The sequence below is a fragment of the Streptomyces africanus genome (assembly GCF_002150735.1).
Taxonomy (GTDB): Bacteria; Actinomycetota; Actinomycetes; order Streptomycetales; family Streptomycetaceae; genus Streptomyces; species Streptomyces africanus.
Genome location: NZ_MUKA01000239.1, coordinates 1 through 17,779 on the forward strand (window position 1 = coordinate 1; position 17,779 = coordinate 17,779).

Genomic DNA, 17,779 nt, shown 5'->3' on the forward strand with positions numbered 1-17,779 from the left:
CGCCACCGGGAATGTCGCCGTGGTACCGGGGGAGACGTTGCGCATCGTCGTCGACCTGGGGGGAGGTCCCGGTGGCGGGGGCGGAATGAGCGGCCTGTTCAGTCAGCGGCTCGGGCAGACACTTTTGATCGCTGGAGGCGGTGGAGCGTGCTCGCTGGTGGGTGCCTCCGATGCCGCCGCTGCGCGCGGTGGTGCGGGAGGCGGCGCCGGCGGTTCCGACGCAGTGGGCTACTCGCGGGGCGGCTCGCCAGGTACGCCGGCACGTGGAGCATCGGGGTCGACGGGCGGTGCTGCGGCTTCCAGGTACGACATGAACGGGGGGCGTGGCGGCAACACCGGGCAGAACGGCGGCGCCGACCCGAACGGGACTGCCGGAGGCCAGGTGCCGATCCCGGGCATGGGGGGAGGCGGGGGCGCCGGCTACGGCAGCCACGTCAGTGGAGGCGCCGGCTACGCAGGTGGCGGTGGAGGGATGGCCCTCGGCAACGCGGAGAGCGCCTACTTCAGTGGCGGTGGTGGTGGCAGCAGCTTTGTGAGCGGCTCCGGTGTCAGCGAAGGGCGTACGGCACCCGGCAGCGGCACCCGCGCAGGCGGTCAGGATGACCCCTTGTACCAGTCGCCTGTGGGTGACGCGGGCAACCGTGGTCAAGTGGTTCTGCAGTGGTCGGAGTTCACGGTGACACCGGGCGGTCCGCCGGACGTGCAGCTGGTCCAGGGCGGGGCGGCCGGGTATCCGGGGGTGCGGGTGGATGCCGATGTGGCATTCGATCCGGTGTCGGTGACGGTGGCCCTGCCCGCCGACCGGGGTCTGCTGTTCGGCACGCAGACACTGGCCGACTACCAGCTGACCGTGCAGGACGCCGGCGGACAGACGGCCCAGTACGTGGGAGTGCTGTCGCAGGACGGCATGTCGCTGGTCTTCTCGGACGTGGATCTGCAGGTGCCCGGCACGTCGGTGATGTGGGTGGCGGTGAGCGCCCATCACGACGCCGACCTCGGTGCCACGAACCTGGACTTCACCGTGGGAGGCAAAACTTCTCCTTCCACCACGATCGTCGTCTCACCGAACTTCACCGTCTCTCCGGGGGGCGCCCCGGTGACCGCGGAGCGGGGAGGACCGCCGGTGTATCCGGGAGTGGAGGTGCGCAACAACGGCACGCACGAGATCCCCCTGCAGACGGTCACAGTGACTCTTCCCGCGGGTACCGGACTGCGGTTCGGTACCGCAAACAGCCCCGATCACCAACTGACGGTCTGGAACGCCAACGGAGACATCACCGTGTACGTGGGAACCATCTCCGGTGACGGTCAGTCGCTGACGTTCTCCGATGTCGATCTGGGCACTCCCGACGACGGGTCGCAGTCGGTCATGTGGGTCTGCGTGAGCGCCGGCGACGACACACCTGTGGGCGACACCAGCGTGGAGTTCTCTGTGGGAGTTCGTACCTCGCCGTCCACGACCATCCACGTCATCTGAGCAACCCGGCGACAACAGCGGCCCCGCTGCGCCTGAACAGCGCAGCGGGGCGATTGCTCAGCAGTTGCCCCGCGTTCCGCGCAGGCGTGAACAAGGGCAGTAGCTCTGCGGAAGCCCTGGGCGGCATCCATGCGGGCCAAGGAGCGGACGTGACCGGCGAGGGCCTCCAGTTCGGGGCAGATGGCGAGCGCGGCCTCCAGCCGCAGGGAGCAGCCGGCCGGAGACTGTCCTGACCGAAGGCGGCCGGGCGTCCGGCGGCCGTTGTGTCGTTCGCAGAGGGCGCAGGTGGTCGCGGACGGCGCCATAACCGCCGCGGTAGCCGCGCTCGGTGATCTCCTCCCACAGCTGCCTGCGGGGTGCCCGCGGCGGACGTTCGACTGACGTCACCACCACATCGGTGCGGCTCGCGGTGTTCCCGCTTCGCTTCGAGGATCCGTGAGAGCGCCTTGGTGCAGGTGTCGCGGAACTCGGGATCGTCGAGGTCGTCGCGGCTCAAACCGTGGCGGGCGATACGGATCTGCCGAGCGGGAACCTCCCGGGAACAGGACGGGATGTCGTCCCCCGACGATGTTCGAGGCACATGCCACACCTCCACCAACGAAGCGGGGTCATGACCGTTCACTCACTGGAGCGTGGCGGTCGCGCGGGCGGCTCCGAGTCGTAGCGCCTCGCGGTTTCCGGTGTTTGCGGCCGGCGGTCACACGGTGAACAGCTCGTCTCAGGAGGGGACGACTGCCTGCCTCGTGGAGGGCGAGTTCGATAGTCAAGGGGGAGCTGTCTATGCCAGACATCGTTCTGGATCGATTCCACTCGAGTGCGTGGCACATCGCGCCGGGGGGCGGGGACGCCTCCGCGGCCCCGGAGGAGAAGTACCTGGGACACCTCGCCGACCTTGCCGAGGTGCTCGGCGAGCACCTCGGCGACGTGGCGATCAGGTCGATCGACGCCGGCTGGGAGGAAGAAACGCTGGACGGCGCGGATCTCCTGGTGCTTACGCTGCCCACAGCGGACGAGCCGCCGTTGACGGCCAAAGACGTGGCGTTGCTGCGGGAGCATCTCGCCGCTGGGCGGAACCTGCTGGTCCTCGGCGCTTCCGCGATCGGCACCGCGCCCTTCCCGCTGTCCGATCTGGTGCCGGGGCTGTCCCTGGACGCCGACTTCGTCGCCGTCCGCCAGGCGCCGCCGGCCGGCCACCTCCTGACCTACTCCGTCTCCGCCGACGCGCTGCCGGGTCATCCGGTGACCGAAGGCGTCGAGGAGTTGTACTTCCACCGGGCCAGGGGCCTGGCCGTCTCGGGCGCCGCCGTGACCGGCCTTGCGGTACGGGACGGGCGCGTTCTCGCCGCGGCGGGCGACGCCGGCGCCGGACGGATCGTCGTCGTGGGCGGCGGCGAGCTGTTCGCCCTGCCCTTCCTGGGGCGTGCGGACAACGCCAGGTTCTTGCTCAACACGCTCACCTGGCTGTTCAACGGCCAGTGCGCCCCGAGCGGCTCGGAGTTGGTGAAGACGGTGACGCACGAGCGCTTCTTCGAGGTCCGTTCGTTCTCCGACGAGGAGGATCTGGCGAACGTCGAAGGCCCGCACGTTGTCGACGCGCGGCCGTACCGTTCCCTGCTGGAGCGGATCGCCGGGGGCGCCCTGCCCGACCCCTACCGGGACCAGGCGGCCTTCCTGGTCGAGGCGGAGCTGCGCTTCGACGAGATACCGCGGGCGATCAGGGAGGCGGTGACCACCTTCCGGCACCGGTCGAACGACTACGAGGGACTGCTGGTGCGGGGACTGCCGGTGGACGCGGCGCTTCCCGAGACCCCTGCGGACCCGGGGCTGCGGGTGGACAAGCCGACATGGCTGAGCGAACTCTGGCTGGCCGGATTCGCGTCCGCGCTGGGTTTCCCGCTCGCCTACATGCAGGAGAAACAGGGCCTGCTCTTCCAGAACGTGGCGCCCACACCGCACAACGCGGTCAACCTCTCCTCGGAGAGTTCCGCGATCCTCCTCGACTTCCACACGGAGACGGCATTCCACCCGCACATGCCGGACTTCCTCATGCTGCACTGCCTGCGGAGCGACCACGACGGCATCGCCAAGACCATACTGGCGAGCGTCCGGATGGCGCTGCCCCACCTGAGTCTGGCGGACCGCTGCGAACTGTTCCTTCCGCAGTTCCGGACAGGGGTGGACTACTCGTTCGGCAGCGCCAACGGAGTGCAGGGCAACGGCCCCACGCTGCCCGTCCTGTACGGCAATCCCTATGACCCGTACATGACCTTCGATCTCGATCTGATGGTCGGCGAGACACCGCACGCGCAGCAGGCGCTCGAAGCACTCCGGAGCGCTGTCAACAAGGTGCAGCGCTGGGTCCGCCTGCAGCCGGGTGATCTGCTGATCGTCAACAACCGGCGTGCGGTCCACGCCCGTTCGGAGTTCTCCGCGCGGTTCGACGGCCGCGACCGCTGGCTGCAGAGGGTGTGTCTGGTGAGTGACCCGGTGCCCTCGGCTGCCGACCGGCGCGGCAGTGGACGCGTGGTCGAGACAGCCTTCGCCGTCTGATCGGCAGTGCCATCCGAAACCGAACGAGGAGCCGAACAGTGATCGAGTCGTTCATCGACTTCTTCGAAGCACACGTGGCAGCCACGCCGGACGCCACGGCCATCGTGTCCGCGACGGGCACGCTCAGCTACCACGAACTCGACGCCCTGGCCCGCCGCCAAGCGCTCGAGCTGATCGACAGGGGAGTGCAGCCCGGGGCGTTGGTCGGCGTATACGCCGCGCCCGGGTCGGCCATGATCGCCGCGATCCTGGGCGTACTCAAGGCGGGCGCCGCCTATGTGCCGCTCGACCCCGAATACCCGGAGCAGCGGCTCGACTACCTGGTGGAGGACTCGGGGATGTCGGCGGTGCTCGCCGAAGAGCATCGGGCGCCGCGCCTGTCCGGCCGGGGGCTGCCCGTCATCGGTGTCCCGAGCTCCGCCGAGGCAGGGTCCGCTCCGGCCGTCGAGACGGTACGCCGAGGTCCGGACGACCTCGTCTATGTCATCTACACGTCCGGATCGACAGGCCTCCCCAAGGGGGTGCGGGTCACCGAGGCCAACGTCGTCAATCTCCTGAACGCCGTGGGCGAGAGCTACAAGCTCTCCGAAAGCGATGTCACCATCTTCACGCACTCCTTCACCTTCGACGCGTCGGTGCTGGAGATCTTCGCCCCGCTCGCCTTCGGAGCGAAGCTGGTCGTCGCGGCCGCCGAGGAACGGCGGGACGCGGCGAAGCTCGTGGCCGCGGTCAAGCGGCATGGCGTGACGATCTGGGACATGGTGCCGGCCATGCTGGCCCAGGTCGTCGACCTCCCGGACTTCGCCGTCGACTGCGCGTCGCTGCGCCTGGCCATCTCCGGGGCCGACGTCCTGCCGCCCGGTCTGGCCCACCGGTTCCTGACCCTCGCGCCGTGGTGCGAACTGCAGAACCAGTACGGGCCCACCGAAGCGACCGTCATCACCACCATCTGGCCCTGCACGACGGACACCGCGGCCGGGCCCGTGCCGATCGGATTCCCGATCGCCGGAACATCCGTGCACATCTTGGACGACCGGCTCGCACCGGTCGAGCCAGGGAAGATCGGCGAGATCCACATCGGCGGCGCCGGCGTCACGGCCGGCTACCACGGGCGGCCGGAGCTGACCGCGGAACGCTTTGTCACCGACCCGGACGGCGTGCGCCTCTACCGCACCGGGGACCTCGGGCGCCTCCGCGCCGACGGGGCGCTGGAGTTCCACGGCCGTGCCGACCGGCAGCTGGCCGTCCGCGGGTTCCGGGTGGAGCCCGGCGAGATCGAGGACGCACTCTGCGCCGACCCGGCCGTGCAGAACGCGGCGGTCGTCACCCGGGGCAGCGGCAACGACGTACTCCTGGTCGCCTACGTCACCCCGTCCGCCGACGGATCCCTCCTGGTTCCCGCCCTCCGGGCGCGTGTCGGTGAGATCCTTCCGGAACACCTGCGGCCCAATGTCTACGTCGTCCTGGACAAGCTGCCGCTCGGGATCAGCGGCAAGGTGGACCACCGCGTGCTTCCCGCCCCGCCCTCGACCCGGCCCGAGCTCTCGGTGCCCTACGTCGCGCCGGGCGACCAGGACGAGCAGAAGGTCGCCGCCACGGTGGCGCAGACCCTGGGCCTGGACGACATCGGCGTCGACGACAACTTCTTCGAGCTCGGCGCGCACTCCCTGCTCGTGACGAAGATCATCACGCGGGTGCGGGCGGAGTTCCAGACGGACATCCCGGTCTCGGTCGTGTTCGAGCACCCGACCGTGGCCGGTCTGGTGGGATGGCTGCGGGTCAACGCCGACGCCGCCACCAAGGTGCAGGGGCCGACCCGGGCCGACCGGACCGGGCCGATCCCGCTGTCGCTCCCGCAGGAGCAGGTGTGGTTCCTGGGCAAACTGGTGCCGGACAGCATCGCGTACGCCACGCAGGCCTACCTCGACCTGCGCGGGCCGGTGTCGGTCGCGGTGCTGGAGGAGTCGCTCGGCGAGATCGTCCGCCGGCACGAGCTGCTGCGGACCACCTTCGTCGAAGGTGCCGACGGGATGCCGGAACAGATCATCCACCCGCCCTTCCCGGTGAGCGTCCAGGTCGAGGACCTGAGCGGCGAGCCGGAGGAGATCCGGGAGATCCTGGCGCTCGACCGCATGCAGACGATCGTGGCCCGTCCCTTCGACGTCGGACGGCTGCCGCTGTTCCGCTGGGTGCTGTTCCGGCTCTCCGCGGACCACCACATGCTGCTGCTGGTCGAGCACCACTTCATCCACGACGGCTGGTCGTTCGGCGTCCTGATGCAGGAACTGCGCGAGTGCTACCGGGCCTTCGATGCGGGCGGCCGGCCCCGGCTGCCGGAACTGCCCGTCCAGTTCGCCGACTACGCGGTCTGGCAGCGCCAGTGGCTGGCCGGCGACGACGCCGAGCGGCAGTGGGAGTTCTGGCGGGAGAAGCTGCGCGGGGCCGAGGAACTGCTGCCCCTGCCGACGGACCGCCCGCGGCCCCAGGTGCAGAGCCACCACGGTGACGTCGTGGTCATGCCGGTCCCGGCCGATCTCTACCGGAGCATCCGGCTGCTGGGTGCGTCCACGGGCGCGACCGGATACATGGTCATGACGGCGATCTTCACCATGCTGATGAACCAGTACTCGGGCAGAACCGACATGACCATCGCGATCTCGATGGCGAACCGGCGGTTCGAGTCGACCGAGCGGCTGATCGGCATGATGATCAACGGCGGTCTGCTGCGCGCGGACCTGTCGGGCGACCCCACCTTCGGTGAGCTGCGCGCCCGCATCACCGAGGCGGCCCTCGACATCTACCGCAACCAGGACTTCCCGTTCTCGAAACTGGTCGAGTACCTCAACCCGGAGCGGAACCTGGCGTACAACCCGCTGTACCAGGTCGCCTTCTCCTACCACGACGCCCGGGTGCCGCAGATGTCCCTGGGCGACACCCCCGCGCAGATCCACTACCTGCAGAACTACAGCGCGAAGCACGACCTCGACGTCATCGTCATTCCGCGCGGGGAGCAACTGGCGACGGTCCCCGGATCCGACCCGGCCGACGAGGTGCTGATGGAGTGGATCTATTCGACCGACCTCTTCGACCGCCCGACGATCGCGGCGATGGCGGAGGAATTCGTCGAGCTCTGCCGGCGCGTCGTGGACTCTCCCGACAAGACCCTGTCCGAACTGGTCGGGCGCGCTGCCGCCGACCCCTCCGCGTAAGGCGTGATCATGAACACTGGCCTTGAAGTTGGTTCCGAGAGCACGGCCGTCTCCCTCTTCGAGCACCACGCCGCGGACCGGCCGAACGCGGTCGCCCTCGAGTCCGGCGGGGAACACGTCGGCTACGGCGAACTGAACGCCTGGGCGTCGCACATCGCCCGCGGGCTGCAGGACACGGGTGCGGGTGCCGTGGTCGGCATCATGGCCCACCCCGGCCCCGACATGGTCGCGGCGACCATCGCCGTTTTGAAGACGGGGGCGGCCTACGTGCCGCTCGACCCGTGCTACCCGCGCGACCGGCTGGCCTTCCTCGTGGCCGATTCCGGCATCACGTCGATACTCGTCCAGGCGGACTTGGCCGACGCTGCCGCCGGCCTGTCGGTTCCCGTGGTGGCGGTGCCGGACCGGTCCGGGGCGGGCGAGGCGGCGCACCCGCCGCTGCCCGGCACGGCCGGACCCGACGACCTGGCGTACGTGATCTACACCTCGGGGACCACCGGCAACCCCAAGGGCGTCGAGGTGACGCACGGAAACCTCGCCAACACCCTGCAGGTGATCCGTGAGCACAGCGGCTACCGCGCCCAGGACGTGGGTCTGTTGAAGTACTCGTTCAGCTTCGACTCGTCCGTGATCGAGATGTTCGCGCCGCTGACCAGCGGAGCCCGTCTGGTCATCGCGGCAGCGGATGAACGCAAGGACCCCTTCCGCCTGGTGGAGCTCATCAGCACCCACAAGGTCACCCAGCTCGACTCCGTGCCGCTGCTGCTGGCGCAGATCCTGGAAGTCCCGGGCGTGGCGCAGTCCTGCGCCTCCCTGCGCGTCGTGGTCTCCGGCGGGGACGTGCTGCGGCCGGAGATGGTGAAGCGGTTCTTCGAACTGCTGCCGGACACCTCCCTGCAGAACCACTACGGGCCGACGGAGACCACCAACGACTCCACGATCTGGTACGTCGACGCCGCCCAGGCGGACGAAGCGGTGCCGATCGGCTTCCCGGTCCGGAACACCTTCGTCTACCTGCTCGACGAGGAGCGCAAGCCGGTGCCCCCGGGCTCCGTGGGCGAGATCTGGATCGGCGGCGCGGGCATCGCCCGCGGCTACCGCAACCAGCCCCGCCTCACCGCCGAGCACTTCCTGCCGGACCCGTTCACCGACGGCTCACCGCGCATGTACCGGACCGGTGACCTGGGGCGGTTCCGGGACGACGGCGCGCTCGAGTTCCAGGGCCGCGCCGACCGGCAGTTGAGCATGCGGGGCTTCCGGGTCGAGCCGGAGGAGATCGAGGCCGCGCTGATGAAGGACCCGACGGTCGGCCTGGCCGTCGTGACCGCGGGTGCGTCGGCGGCCGACCAGCGGCTCGTCGCCTACGTGACCGCGGCGGAGTCCGAAGAGGCGCCCGACCCCGCTGCACTGCGCGCCCACATGAAGGAGCTGCTCCCCGCCCACCTGGTGCCGACGCACTACGTGGTCCTCGCCGACCTGCCGCTCAACGCGAACGGGAAGGTCGACTACCGGGCCTTGCCGGAACCCGGTGGTGCGCGGCCGGAGCTGCGCACCGCGTATGTGGGGGCGTCGACGGAGGTCCAGCGGCAGGTGGTGGCCGTCTGGCAGGACGTGCTGAACATCGAGCGGATCGGCGTGCGGGACAACTTCTTCGAGCTGGGAGGCCACTCGATCCTCGCGATCCAGGTCGTGGGCCGGTTGCGGGACGCCTTCGACGGACAGCTGCCCATGACGGCGATCTTCGAGAACCCGACCCCCGGGCAACTGGCCACGGCGATCGAGGAGCGGGGGAGGACACGCGCGTCGCGGGCGACCGACGACACCCTGCGCCAAGTGCTGGAGGCCGACGCCGAACTGGGCGTCCACCCGGTGGTCACCACCGCCGCCGACCTGCGCCGGATGCGCGAACCGGAGCACATTCTGCTGACCGGAGCCGGCGACTTCATCGGCGCGCACCTCCTCGCCGAACTGCTCCGGCGCACCTCGGCGACCGTGACCTGTCTGATCGGTGAGGCCGACGAGCGCCGGGCCAGGGCGCGCCTGGCCGCTTCCCTGCACACGTGCGGGATCGAGCTGTCACGCCCGCAGGACGTGTCGGTGATCGCCGGTGACCTCCGACTGCCCCGCCTGGGCCTCGGCGAGCGGCGCTGGGAGGAGCTGGCGAACCGGATCGACGTGGTCTTCCACCACGGGGCCACGGAGAATCTGGCACAGCCCTACACCGCGCTGCGTGCCGCCAACGTGTCCGGAACCCGGGAGGCGATCCGCTTCGCGGCCCTCGGTAAGGTCAAAGCACTCCACTTCACCTCCACCGTCTCCGTCATGCCCTGGAAGGCGGGCCCGGCCGAGCGGATCTGGCCGGAGCTGCCGGTGGAGAGCCCCGACGGCCTGGACTACGGCTTCGCCCAGTCCAAGTGGGTCGCCGAACAGCTGGTGGCCGGTGCGCAGAAGGCCGGCATCCCGGCGACGGTGCTACGGATCGGCCGTGTGGTCGGCGCTGCGGCCAGCGGACGCTGGCCCGAGGACGACCTGGCACGGATGCTGGTCGTCGGCGGCGCCCAACTCGGCGCGGTGCCGCGGCGCGCGGTCGCGGAGCCCTGGCTCACCGCCGAGACCGCGGTGTCGGCCATGTGCTCCATCGCTCTGGGGGACGAGGTCTTCGGCCGGGTGTTCCACGTCGTCGACGGAACGATGGTGGACTTCGACCTCGTGGCCGGCTGGATCAGGGACCACGGCTTCGACGCGGAAGTGCTCCCGCCCGGGGAGTGGCTCGCGAGGCTCGCCGAACAACCCGGGAACGCGGCGTTCGGGCTGCTCGGAGTGCTCGACGAGGACGATGAGTCGACGGCGGGACGCGGTCGTGACCGCAACCCCTTCGCCCAGGACAACACCCAGGCCGTGCTCGGCCGGCCGGGCCCCGGCCGGGCTGTGACCGGTGAGCTGATCGGCCGCCTGCTCGACTCGGCCGTGCGGAACGGCGAACTGCCGCAGCCCGCGCCGACGCACTGACCATTCCGCCCATCCCGCCGACCGGTCCGGCCCGTCCCCCGCGAGGGGCCGGACCGGTCGGCGGCACAGACTTCAGTGAGGACGACCACGTGCGCGACGATGTCATGACCCCGGCGGCCGCAAGCGACTGGGTCGCGGACAGGATCCGTGACTTCTGCGAACGCTACAAGGACGGGAACGGCGAGAAACTCCTGCCGCTCGGCGCCGCTGTGCCGCTGACCGGATTCAGCCTCGACGAGGTGCGCTCGGCGGTGCCCGAGATCCTCCGCGCCAAGGGGCTGATCCTCCGGCACCTGCTGTCCGTCCTGGACCGAGCGGCCGTGCTGCAGATGTTCGGGGTCCCACCGGAGCTCGTCCCGTGGATGCCGGTGCTCGACGACCCCGAGGGGTACGAGTGCCCCGTCATGCGGGTCGATCTCATCCCCCTCGCCGACGGCTCGGTCCGGATCTGCGAGCTGAACCTGGACTCGAGCGTCGGCGGCCCGGAGACGGGTGAATTCCGCAGGTACGAGGAGCTGGCGGCGGGACTGCCGCTCACCCCGACCCCCTACGAGCAACTGGCACGCCAACTGGCGCCGGTCATACGGGAGAAGGGCCTGAACAAGGTCTGCCTGCTGGACTGGAGCACCTGGGAGGGTTACGGCCAGTTCGACCTCGAGTGGATGCGGGAGACGCTGGCGCACCAGCTTCCCGCCGGGATCGATGTGTTTGTCGCGACCGAGAAGTCGGGCGCGGAACTGATCGACGCGCAGACCCTGGTCTACCGGGTCTTCATGGCCGACGACGCGCTGGGCGACGTGGAGTTCGTCGCCGGGGTGTTCGACACGGCCGGGCACGTGGTCGGCGACTTCTCCGGCGAGGTGATCGGGAGCAAGGTGTGGATGGGGCTCCTCCACGACCCCGAGTACCGCGCACTGCTGCCGGAGTCGATGTGCGCGGCGATCGACGCCTTCGTGCCGCGGACGCATGTCGTCACGGCCGCGAACATCGAGGGGCTGATCGCCGGCAGGTCCGGCTGGTTCTTCAAGTCGGCCGCCGACTTCGGCGGTGCCGGAGTCGTCGACGGCCGCACGGTCACTGCGGACGAGCTGCGCGAGAGGCTCGCGGGCGACAACCGCGGGAGCTGGATCGCCCAGGAAGTCGTCGAGCCCGCCGCCTTCGACGTACGGACGCTCGAGTCGGCGGACCCGGTGTCCCGGCAGTGCGTCCTCGGCCTCTACCGCTACGGCGGGAGGTGGTCCGGATGCTTCCTGCGGAGCGGGTCCGGGTCCTCCGTCATCAACATGTCGGCCGGCGCGGCCGTCAGCTGGGCTTACGAGGTGCCTTGCGTTGAGGCGTGAACTGAGGCAGCTGCTGGCTGCCGACACCTTCGTCCGGCTCACCGGACTGGCGTACTACACCGTCTTCACGGCCGGTATCTACCAGCTGACCGGACGGGTGGCCGACGTCGGACTGATCGGCGCAGCCACCTTGTTGCCTGCCCTGCTCATGGTGGTGACCGCCGGCCGTCTCACCGCGTGGCTCACGGCGCGGCGCACCCTGATCTTCTTCACCGGCGCCCGTGTCGTGCTCTTCGCCGGAGCTGCGCTGCTGCCGATGACCACCGTGAGTCTCCTGCTGGTCGCCGGCCTGAACAGCCTGATCCACCAGGCCGTCCTCAGTGCCAAGCGCACCTTCGACGCGGATGTGCTGCAGGAACACGAGCGCACGTCCTACAACGCGCAGCGGACCATGGTCGGAAACGTCCTCGTGATCGTCGCACCGCCACTGGGCGGAGTCGCGGTGACCATGCTGGGACTGACCTGGAGCCTGGTGATCGGAGCGGCGCTCGGCGTCGCCCTCTTCCCGCTGCTGATCGCGTTGAAGGCCGTTCCCACGGCTTCGCACGTGGAGGATGAAGAGGGATCGGTCAGCGCGTCCGCCTCGCTGCGCCATCTTTTCCGTATGCCGCAGGTGATGTCCATGGTGACCACCTACTGTCTCGTGGTCATCATCCTCGAGGTCGAGTCGCCGCTGATGTTCCCCTTCGCGGAACAGGCCTACGGGCTCGACGGCAGTTTCACAGGACTGCTGCTCGGCCTCGGCGGCCTGGGCGGAATCGTGGGAGCCGTCCTGACCCAGCGCTTCCCGCGCGTGTTCACCGACGCGTCCCTGTCCTGGATGATCGTCTTCGACGGTCTGGTGTTCTTCGCCTTCACTCAGGCGGACTCCGTGCCCCTCGCCTGTGCGCTGTTCACCCTGCTCGGAGCGATGGGCTCGGTGAGCATCGTGCTGGTCGAGGGCGCGGTCCAGGAGCACGTCGCCTCGGCGCACCGGCCGTTCGTCTTCTCCGTCATGCAGTTCGCCGGCGGGGCCGGGGGAGCCGCTCTCGCGGTGGTCGCCGCCTACATCGCCGATTCGGTGGGAGCGCAGTCGGTGCTGGCCTGGTGCGCGCTGATCGAGGTCGCCGCCGGACTCGCCTGCGCGCTCGTGTGGCAGACCGTACGAACGCGGCAGGTACGCCAGGCACCGGCCGAGCCGGCGGTGGTCCGGGTCCCGGAGTCCTGACAGCGACGTCACGGAGGGGAGGGCCAGTGGGCCGGATGGACATGCGGATCCTGTTGATCGAACCGGAGCCATCATTGCTCAGAGCGGCAAGGGAACTGGGTTTTGAAGCATGGTCGCTCTGGAGCCCCGACATGGACGTACGGCCGGCGGCGGGCCCTGACGGACGGCATACGGCGTCGGGGCGCACGGACCGCAATGCGTTCCGGGTGCGCATCGCCGAGACAGCCCGCGTGCACGGCATCGGGCACATCCTCTACGTCGGCGACCGCCCGGCCCTCCACCACACCGTCGAGGAGGCACTGACGCTGGTGTCCCCGGGGCGGGCTGCCTCCCTGCACGCACTCCAGGACCCGGCCATGATGCGGCGGACACTGAACCAGGCCGGTGTCTCCAGGGTCAACGCCGTGGTGGTGCGTTCGATGAGCGCCGCGCGCGTCTGGCTCGAGAGCCTGCCCCATCCGGCGGTCATCAAGACCGGCCCCGGACACGGCATCGACATCATCCGGGACATCGGCGCAGCGGAGGCGTGGTTGGCCGGTCGGCCCTCGCTGCCCTGTGTCATCGAGGAGTTCCTCGAGGGACCGCGACTCATCGTGGACACCTTCACCCATGCCGGCATGCACCATGTGCTCGGCATGACCGGCGCCGGCCTCACCGGAGGGCATCTCGTGCATCCCGCCGACCTGGCAGAGGTGCCCGCGGCGGCGGCCCGGGCCACCGTACGCGCGCTGCTCGACCTCACCGGCCTCGAGAGCGGGCGGGCACGCACCCATGTGGTCCTCACACCCCAAGGGCCGCGCATCGCGAGCGCCCAGGCGTCCCCCGTCCCCGGGCCGGTCGCCCGCCTCAGAACAGCAGTCACCGGCCAGGACCCGGGTGCGGAGGTGCTGGCCGTGCTGGCCAAGCGGGCGGGACCCCGATTCCTCACGGGACGTGGCTGACGTGTACGCCCCACCGGACAGTCCTGCGGACGAGCGGCGGATGGTGGCGGCACACCACCGTGCCGCCACCAGGCTCGACGTCACCGTCACCGGCCCCGCGTCATGGGGCTGGAACGGCCGGACTCTCGGCAGGCGCGCTCATCACCGTGAGCACGGCGACTGCTGGCTGCGGCTCGACTCGGCGCCCGTCGCACGACGCCCCGACGTCCTCTGGGAGGGCACGTCCGTGGCGTGGACCGCGCTCCCCGGTGTACCCCAGCCGCGCCTGTACGCCGTCGACGAGAGCAGTGCGGACGGGATGCTGTACCGCGCGGAGCTGGCTGCCTACCTCAGCAGCCCGGTCTGCTCCGCCTTCCCGGTCCTGCGGACGCCCCTGGATCTGCCGGATCGCTGGTGGGCCTCGCTCAGGGACTCCCTCACCCTCGTCTCGGCCGCACGGACCGATCGCCCGACAGTGCGCCGGCAGTGGCTCGACCGTGCCTTCCCCCGCTTCCTGGGGCTTCCCGCGCCCCGGCACATGGAGTTCACGGCCGCCCACGGCGATCTGCACTGGAGCAATCTGACCCACCGGGGACCGGTGCTCCTCGACTGGGAGGCGTACGGAACCGCACCCCGGGGCTACGACGCCGCACTGCTCCTCGCCTACTCGCTGCTTGTCCCGCAGACTGCGGCCCGGGTCCGCGCCGAGCTCGCACACCTGCTGGACACTCCTGCGGGACGCATCGCCCGGCTGACCGCCGCCGCCGAGCTGCTGCAGAACGCCTCCCGCGGCGACCACCCCGAACTCATCCCGAAGCTGGGCGAATTCGCGGCCGAAGCAGGTGCTCCGGCCGTGTATCCGGTCGCCTCATGACCGTCCGGGAGCCCGGGAATCGAGGGGAGTGCGCAGGGAGTGCGGTGGGACTGATCCGGGAACGGGTGCGACCACTCTTGGAGGTGCAGAAACCACCACACACCCACGGGGGATCACATGCTTTTCGCTCTCACGAAGACCGTCGGACTTGTCATGGCGACGATCCTGGCCCTCGGCGCCATGGCCGTAGCGACGCCCACCGCCGGCACGGGGCAGGCCGGCCACCAGATCGTCGCCGACTACCAGGGTCCGGCGGTCGTCACCCGATGAGGCACCAGGCGGCGTGCCCCGTCGAGTCCATGGAGCGGAGCAGTTCCTCCGCCTCCGCGGCGTGATGGGAGGCAGCCTTCGCATCGCCGAAGGCTGCCGCGGCCTCCGCCATGCCGTACAGCGCATGCGCCTCCTCGGTGCGGTACCGCATGGCGACGGCCAGTTCGTGCGCATGGGTGTGCAGGGCCATCGCCCGCTCGAAGTCCCCGCGCCGCCGGTACAGCCGGCCGACCAGGTTCTCGACCTTCGCCTGACGGGTCGGACTGTCGCTCAACTCGGCGAACTGCAGGGCCTCCTCGGCCAGGGACGGCGCCTCGGCGGACCGCCCGAGGCATTCGAGGACCTCCGCGGACAACGCCAGGGTCAGCGCCACATCCCCTGGCGGGCTGGAGGTGTCACAGCGCGCACGGGCCAGCCCGAGCTGTTCGTCGGCCTCCTCGTACCTGCCCTGCCCCGCGTGCGCGAAGGCGAGATCCGTCAGGGCCATCACATGGTTGTCGCGATAGTCGAGCGAACGATGGATCTCCAGCGCCTGCCGCGCGGCGGCTGCGGCTTCCTCGTACCTGCCCCACTGCATGAGCAGCGTGCTGAGATTGCTGAGGCTCTCGGCCTCCGCCCGCGGAAGACCGAGCTCGCGTTCCAGGTCGAGGGCACGTTCCAGGTGGGACAAGGCCTCTGCGTGTCGGCCCTGCACCGTCAGCAGCAGCCCGATCATGGACTCGCTGTGCGATTCGGTCCGCCGGTCGCCCAGTCGAACGGCGACATCGCGTCCCTCCTCGGCCGACCGGATCCCCTCCTCGAGGTGGCCCAGGCGCCAGCAGGCGACACCCAGGCTGGACAAGCTGCTCCCCAGCGCCGCGAGGTCGCTGCTGCGCCGCGCCGTCGCCACCGCCAGCCGGCTGAGCCGCTTGAACTCCTCGAAGCGTCCCGCGGAGTTGAGCCAGAAGACGATGTTCCTGGTGAGCCAGACCGTGTACTCGTCCAGGCCGTGCCGGTCGGCGAGTTCCACCGCGGCGATGAGGCTGGCACGCTCCCGGTTGAACCAGTCGGTTGCCTCCGCCGCGGTCGTGAACACCGGAACCTCTCCGGTGTAGGGCGCAATGACCGCCTGGCTCCTGGTGCGCCCGGGGAAGAGCACCTCGCAGGCGGCCTCCGTCGCCTTCCAGTAGTAGCCGAGGAGACGCTCGACGGCCGTCGAGTCGTCGTGCGCCGTGGCCGGTGAACTCAGGCTCCGGGCGAAATCGCGCACCAGGTCGTGGAACCGGTACACGGCTATGTGAGACTGCTGCAGCAGATGCACGTCCAGCAGCCGCTCCAGAATCTGCTCCGCGCCGTAGATGTCCGTCGCCAGCAGGGCGGCGCCCGTGTACACATCGATGCCGGCGTCGCCGTAGAGACCCAGCAGCCGGAGCGAGGTGCGGTGCTCCTCGTCCATCGCCTGGTACGAAAGCTGGAGCGTGGCGGCGACACTGCGCTCACCCGCGCTCAGCTCCCGCAGACGGCGCGTCTCGTCGCACAGGCGCTCCACGAGGTAGCGCACGGTCCAGCGCGGCCGGTTGCGCAGCCGTGCGGCCGCGATGCGCAGGGCGAGCGGCAGCCCACCGCACAACCGGACGAGATGCTGCACGGCCTCCGGCTCCGCGGCGGTGCGGGACGCCCCGAGGACCTCCTCGATCAACTGCATACCGTTTTCGGGGGCCATGGGACCTATGGAGATCCACTTGGCGCCGTCGAGGTCCATCAGCCGCGTCCGGCCGGTGATCAGCACCAGACACCCCGGGGAACCCGGAAGCAGCGGATACACCTGACTCGTGTCCACGGCGTTGTCCAGGACGAGCAACATGCGGCGGTCGGCGAGCAGGGAGCGCCACAGGGCCCTTCGTCCCTCCAGGTCGCCCGGAATGCGGTCGCTGGGCACCCCGAGCACCCCCAGGAGGCTGTCCAGCGCGGCGGCCGGCGCCATGGGCGACTCGCCGGGGGTGAACGCCCGCAGGTCGATGTGGAGCTGGCCGTCGGGGAACTCGCCGGCCACCCGATGAGCGGCCCGCACGGCGAGACACGTCTTGCCGCTGCCTCCCATCCCGTCGATCGCCACGACCGGGCTGTGCCCGCGCGTCTCCTGTCCGGTGATCATGCAGTCGAGCAGTGACTGCAGTTCGTCCTCACGGCCGGTGAAGTCGGACAGGTCGTAGGGCAGCGTGCACGGGGAGAACGCGGGCTCGGGTGTGTCCGCATCAGCGGCGGCCGGTTCCGGCGCATCCGTGACCGCCTCCCCGGGGAGGCTCAGTTCGGGTGCCTCGCGGAGAATCGCCTCGTAGAGGCCGCTCAGCTGCGGGCCGGGGTCGATCCCGAGCTCCTCCACGAGCAGTTCCCGCATCTTGCGGTACTCGTCGAGGGCCTCGGCCTTGCGTCCACTGCGGTACAGAGCCAGCATCAGCTGGGCGTACAGGGACTCGCGAAAGGGGTGCTGGGCGGCCAGGTCCCGCAGGTCGGCGACCAGCCCCCCGGAGTGTCCCGCCCGCAGGCACAGTTCGAAGACCTGCTCGGCCGCGGTCACCCGCCGTTCCTCGAGCCGTGCCGCGGCCGCTTCGAGCGCGTCGCTGCCCAGACCGGACATGCGGCCGCGCCACAACGCGAGGGCGCCCTGCAGCGCGGCTATGGCATCGGAGGGCCTGCCCTCGGCGACGGCCCGGTCCGCCTCTCCCGTGCGGTCGCCGAACTCCACGAGGTCCAACCCGGCGCCGTCCAGTACGGCTCGATACCCCTGGCCCTCGGTGACGATGAAGTCGCTGCCGTTCGGAATGCGGGAGCGGAGATCGGCAACTGCCTTGCGGACCTGGTGGGTGGCGGTCATGGGCGGTTCGTCGTTCCACGCCGCCTGTACCAGCCAGGAGACCGGTACAGTCCGGCCCGGTTCCAGCAG

The 17,779-nt window shown here is 70.1% G+C and carries 10 protein-coding genes; 9 read left to right on the forward strand and 1 reads right to left on the reverse strand.

Annotated elements, in window-relative coordinates:
* Positions 1-649: 649 nt before the first annotated feature.
* The 9 genes from CCL05_RS27840 (at position 650) to CCL05_RS44935 (ending at position 14,856) form a co-directional block, all read left to right on the forward strand.
* Positions 650-1,477 (forward strand): hypothetical protein, encoded by an 828-nt coding sequence (locus tag CCL05_RS27840; protein WP_086563275.1) that lies wholly within the window; start codon positions 650-652, stop codon positions 1,475-1,477.
* Between the two features lie 780 nt (positions 1,478-2,257).
* On the forward strand, positions 2,258-4,027 hold the full coding sequence (locus CCL05_RS27845) for a TauD/TfdA family dioxygenase (protein ID WP_086563277.1): 1,770 nt from the start codon (positions 2,258-2,260) through the stop codon (positions 4,025-4,027).
* Between the two features lie 38 nt (positions 4,028-4,065).
* Positions 4,066-7,236, forward strand: coding sequence for a non-ribosomal peptide synthetase (locus CCL05_RS27850; protein WP_086563278.1), 3,171 nt, complete (start codon positions 4,066-4,068; stop codon positions 7,234-7,236).
* 9 nt (positions 7,237-7,245) lie between these two features.
* Positions 7,246-10,245, forward strand: coding sequence for a non-ribosomal peptide synthetase (locus CCL05_RS27855; protein WP_143589956.1), 3,000 nt, complete (start codon positions 7,246-7,248; stop codon positions 10,243-10,245).
* 89 nt (positions 10,246-10,334) lie between these two features.
* On the forward strand, positions 10,335-11,585 hold the full coding sequence (locus tag CCL05_RS44930; RefSeq protein ID WP_158102500.1) for a hypothetical protein: 1,251 nt from the start codon (positions 10,335-10,337) through the stop codon (positions 11,583-11,585).
* Positions 11,575-12,792: an MFS transporter gene (locus CCL05_RS27860; RefSeq protein ID WP_158102501.1), complete on the forward strand. Its 1,218-nt coding sequence runs from the start codon at positions 11,575-11,577 to the stop codon at positions 12,790-12,792. The genes CCL05_RS44930 and CCL05_RS27860 overlap by 11 nt, the downstream gene beginning before the upstream one ends.
* Before the next feature lie 131 nt (positions 12,793-12,923).
* The gene (locus CCL05_RS27865; protein WP_086563283.1) at positions 12,924-13,733 is read left to right on the forward strand and encodes an ATP-grasp domain-containing protein; all 810 of its coding nucleotides are present in this window, start codon (positions 12,924-12,926) and stop codon (positions 13,731-13,733) included.
* The gene (locus CCL05_RS27870) at positions 13,726-14,586 is read left to right on the forward strand and encodes a phosphotransferase (protein WP_143589957.1); all 861 of its coding nucleotides are present in this window, start codon (positions 13,726-13,728) and stop codon (positions 14,584-14,586) included. The genes CCL05_RS27865 and CCL05_RS27870 overlap by 8 nt, the downstream gene beginning before the upstream one ends.
* A 117-nt stretch (positions 14,587-14,703) precedes the next feature.
* Positions 14,704-14,856 carry a hypothetical protein gene (locus CCL05_RS44935; RefSeq protein ID WP_158102502.1) on the forward strand — a complete coding sequence of 51 codons (153 nt, stop codon included), beginning with the start codon at positions 14,704-14,706 and terminating at the stop codon, positions 14,854-14,856.
* Here the strand turns inward: CCL05_RS44935 and CCL05_RS27875 are convergent.
* Positions 14,846-17,710, reverse strand: a complete 2,865-nt coding sequence (locus CCL05_RS27875) for an AfsR/SARP family transcriptional regulator (protein ID WP_244204439.1) — start codon at positions 17,708-17,710, stop codon at positions 14,846-14,848. The two genes, CCL05_RS44935 and CCL05_RS27875, sit on opposite strands and share 11 nt — an antisense overlap.
* Between the last annotated feature and the right edge of the window lie 69 nt (positions 17,711-17,779).

What these genes read in the sequence shown, in the direction of transcription:
- CCL05_RS27875 (WP_244204439.1), bottom strand. Translation starts at nt 17,710, where the DNA reads ATGACCGCCACCCACCAGGTCCGCAAGGCAGTTGCCGATCTCCGCTCC.
- CCL05_RS27855 (WP_143589956.1), top strand. Translation starts at nt 7,246, where the DNA reads ATGAACACTGGCCTTGAAGTTGGTTCCGAGAGCACGGCCGTCTCCCTC.
- CCL05_RS44935 (WP_158102502.1), top strand. Translation starts at nt 14,704, where the DNA reads ATGCTTTTCGCTCTCACGAAGACCGTCGGACTTGTCATGGCGACGATC.
- CCL05_RS27845 (WP_086563277.1), top strand. Translation starts at nt 2,258, where the DNA reads ATGCCAGACATCGTTCTGGATCGATTCCACTCGAGTGCGTGGCACATC.
- CCL05_RS27865 (WP_086563283.1), top strand. Translation starts at nt 12,924, where the DNA reads ATGGACGTACGGCCGGCGGCGGGCCCTGACGGACGGCATACGGCGTCG.